We start from the raw sequence: 4070 nt of genomic DNA, 5'->3' as shown, positions 1-4070 counted from the left end.
GCAAGCACATCGGCTAGCACTTCAGCAAGTACGTCAGCCTCAACAAGTGCAAGTACGTCGGCAAGTACATCCGCTTCAACGAGCGCAAGTACATCAGCAAGTACATCCGCATCAACAAGTGCAAGCACATCGGCTAGCACGTCAGCATCAACAAGTGCAAGCACGTCAGCAAGTACATCCGCATCAACAAGTGCAAGCACGTCAGCAAGTACGTCAGCATCAACAAGTGCAAGTACATCAGCAAGTACATCCGCATCAACAAGTGCAAGCACGTCAGCAAGCACATCTGCTTCAACAAGTGCAAGTACATCGGCTAGCACGTCGGCTTCAACAAGTGCAAGTACATCAGCAAGCACATCTGCTTCAACAAGTGCAAGTACATCAGCAAGTACGTCGGCTTCAACAAGTGCAAGTACATCGGCAAGCACGTCCGCTTCAACAAGCGCAAGCACTTCAGCAAGTACATCTGCTAGTACGTCAGCATCAACAAGTGCAAGCACGTCAGCAAGCACGTCCGCAAGTACGTCAGCCTCAACGAGCGCAAGTACATCAGCATCAACAAGTGCAAGCACATCGGCTAGCACGTCGGCTTCAACAAGTGCAAGCACCTCAGCAAGTACATCGGCATCAACGAGCGCAAGCACGTCAGCAAGCACATCCGCGTCAACAAGTGCAAGTACTTCAGCAAGTACATCCGCATCAACAAGTGCAAGTACATCAGCTAGCACGTCAGCCTCAACGAGCGCAAGTACTTCAGCAAGTACATCTGCATCAACAAGTGCAAGCACATCAGCAAGTACGTCAGCCTCAACAAGCGCAAGTACGTCAGTAAGTACATCAGCATCAACGAGCGCAAGCACATCAGCAAGTACGTCTGCTTCAACAAGTGCAAGCACATCGGCTAGCACGTCAGCATCAACAAGTGCAAGCACATCAGCCTCAACGAGCGCAAGTACATCAGCAAGTACATCAGCGTCAACAAGTGCAAGTACGTCAGCAAGTACGTCAGCATCAACAAGTGCAAGCACGTCAGCAAGTACGTCGGCATCAACAAGTGCAAGCACGTCAGCAAGTACGTCAGCATCAACAAGTGCAAGTACATCAGCAAGTACATCCGCATCAACAAGTGCAAGTACATCAGCAAGTACATCCGCATCAACGAGCGCAAGCACATCGGCTAGCACTTCAGCAAGTACGTCAGCCTCAACAAGTGCAAGTACGTCGGCAAGTACATCCGCATCAACGAGCGCAAGTACATAAGCAAGTACATCCGCATCAACAAGTGCAAGTACGTCGGCAAGTACATCAGCCTCAACGAGCGCAAGTACGTCAGCTTCAACAAGTGCAAGCACGTCAGCAAGTACGTCCGCATCAACGAGCGCAAGCACATCAGCAAGTACATCCGCATCAACAAGTGCAAGCACGTCAGCAAGTACGTCGGCCTCAACAAGCGCAAGCACGTCAGCAAGTACATCCGCATCAACAAGTGCAAGCACGTCAGCAAGTACATCCGCATCAACAAGTGCAAGCACATCGGCTAGCACGTCAGCATCAACAAGTGCAAGCACGTCAGCAAGTACGTCAGCCTCAACAAGTGCAAGTACATCTGCTAGCACGTCAGCATCAACAAGTGCAAGTACATCTGCTAGCACGTCAGCATCAACGAGCGCAAGCACATCAGCAAGTACATCGGCTTCAACAAGCGCAAGCACGTCCGCGTCAACAAGTGCAAGCACATCTGCTAGCACGTCAGCATCAACGAGCGCAAGCATGTCAGCAAGTACGTCAGCATCAACAAGTGCAAGCACCTCAGCAAGTACGTCGGCATCAACAAGTGCAAGCACGTCCGCAAGCACGTCAGCATCAACGAGCGCAAGCACGTCCGCAAGCACGTCCGCTTCAACAAGCGCAAGCACGTCCGCAAGTACGTCAGCCTCAACGAGCGCAAGTACATCAGCATCAACAAGTGCAAGCACATCGGCTAGCACGTCGGCTTCAACAAGTGCAAGCACATCTGCTAGCACGTCAGCAAGTACATCCGCTTCAACAAGCGCAAGCACGTCAGCAAGTACATCAGCGTCAACAAGTGCAAGTACGTCAGCAAGTACGTCAGCATCAACAAGTGCAAGCACGTCGGCAAGTACGTCGGCATCAACAAGTGCAAGCACGTCAGCAAGTACGTCGGCCTCAACAAGCGCAAGCACCTCAGCAAGCACATCCGCTTCAACAAGTGCAAGTACTTCAGCAAGTACATCCGCTTCAACAAGTGCAAGTACATCAGCTAGCACGTCCGCATCAACAAGCGCAAGCACGTCAGCAAGTACGTCCGCTTCAACAAGTGCAAGCACTTCAGCAAGTACATCCGCTTCAACAAGCGCAAGCACGTCAGCAAGTACATCTGCTTCAACAAGTGCAAGCACATCAGCAAGCACATCTGCTTCAACAAGTGCAAGTACTTCAGCAAGTACATCCGCATCAACAAGTGCAAGCACGTCAGCAAGTACATCCGCCTCAACGAGCGCAAGCACATCGGCTAGCACTTCAGCAAGTACGTCAGCCTCAACAAGCGCAAGTACGTCAGTAAGTACATCAGCCTCAACGAGCGCAAGCACATCAGCAAGCACGTCTGCTTCAACAAGTGCAAGTACATCAGCAAGCACATCTGCTTCAACAAGTGCAAGCACTTCAGCAAGTACATCAGCCTCAACGAGCGCAAGCACATCGGCTAGCACTTCAGCAAGTACGTCAGCCTCAACAAGTGCAAGCACCTCAGCAAGTACGTCAGCCTCAACAAGTGCAAGCACGTCAGCAAGTACGTCAGCATCAACAAGTGCAAGTACGTCAGCAAGTACATCAGCCTCAACGAGCGCAAGCACATCGGCTAGCACTTCAGCAAGTACGTCAGCCTCAACAAGTGCAAGTACGTCGGCAAGTACATCCGCTTCAACGAGCGCAAGTACATCAGCAAGTACATCCGCATCAACAAGTGCAAGCACATCGGCAAGTACGTCAGCGTCAACCAGCGCAAGTACATCTGCTAGCACGTCAGCGTCAACAAGTGCAAGTACTTCAGCAAGCACGTCAGCTTCAACAAGTGCAAGTACATCGGCTAGCACGTCGGCTTCAACAAGTGCAAGCACCTCAGCAAGTACGTCAGCCTCAACAAGTGCAAGTACGTCGGCAAGTACATCAGCCTCAACGAGCGCAAGTACGTCAGCTTCAACAAGTGCAAGCACATCGGCTAGCACGTCCGCATCAACGAGCGCAAGCACATCAGCAAGTACATCCGCTTCAACAAGCGCAAGCACGTCAGCAAGTACGTCAGCCTCAACAAGTGCAAGCACCTCAGCAAGTACGTCAGCCTCAACAAGTGCAAGTACGTCGGCAAGTACATCAGCCTCAACGAGCGCAAGTACGTCAGCTTCAACAAGTGCAAGCACGTCAGCAAGTACGTCCGCATCAACGAGCGCAAGCACATCAGCAAGTACATCCGCATCAACAAGTGCAAGCACGTCAGCAAGTACGTCGGCCTCAACAAGCGCAAGCACGTCAGCAAGTACATCCGCATCAACAAGTGCAAGCACGTCAGCAAGTACATCCGCATCAACAAGTGCAAGCACGTCAGCAAGTACATCCGCATCAACAAGTGCAAGTACATCAGCAAGTACATCCGCATCAACAAGTGCAAGTACGTCAGCAAGTACATCGGCATCAACAAGTGCAAGTACATCAGCAAGCACATCAGCAAGCACATCAGCAAGCACATCTGCATCAACAAGTGCAAGCACGTCAGCAAGTACGTCCGCTTCAACAAGTGCAAGTACATCAGCAAGCACGTCAGCTTCAACAAGTGCAAGTACATCAGCAAGTACATCGGCATCAACAAGTGCAAGCACATCGGCAAGTACGTCAGCGTCAACCAGCGCAAGTACATCTGCTAGCACGTCAGCGTCAACAAGTGCAAGTACATCAGCAAGCACGTCAGCTTCAACAAGTGCAAGTACATCGGCTAGCACGTCGGCTTCAACAAGTGCAAGCACCTCAGCAAGTACGTCAGCCTCAACAAGTGC

General features: G+C 51.3%; 1 protein-coding gene. It reads right to left on the bottom strand.

The window, feature by feature from the left end:
• The coding region (locus TZ96_RS10830) for a hypothetical protein (RefSeq protein ID WP_045762639.1) at positions 1–4070 on the bottom strand (4070 nt) is incomplete at both ends.

The sequence above is a fragment of the Streptococcus infantis genome (assembly GCF_000963255.1).
Taxonomy (GTDB): Bacteria; Bacillota; Bacilli; order Lactobacillales; family Streptococcaceae; genus Streptococcus; species Streptococcus nidrosiense.
This window is presented reverse-complemented; position numbering and strand designations above follow the sequence as displayed.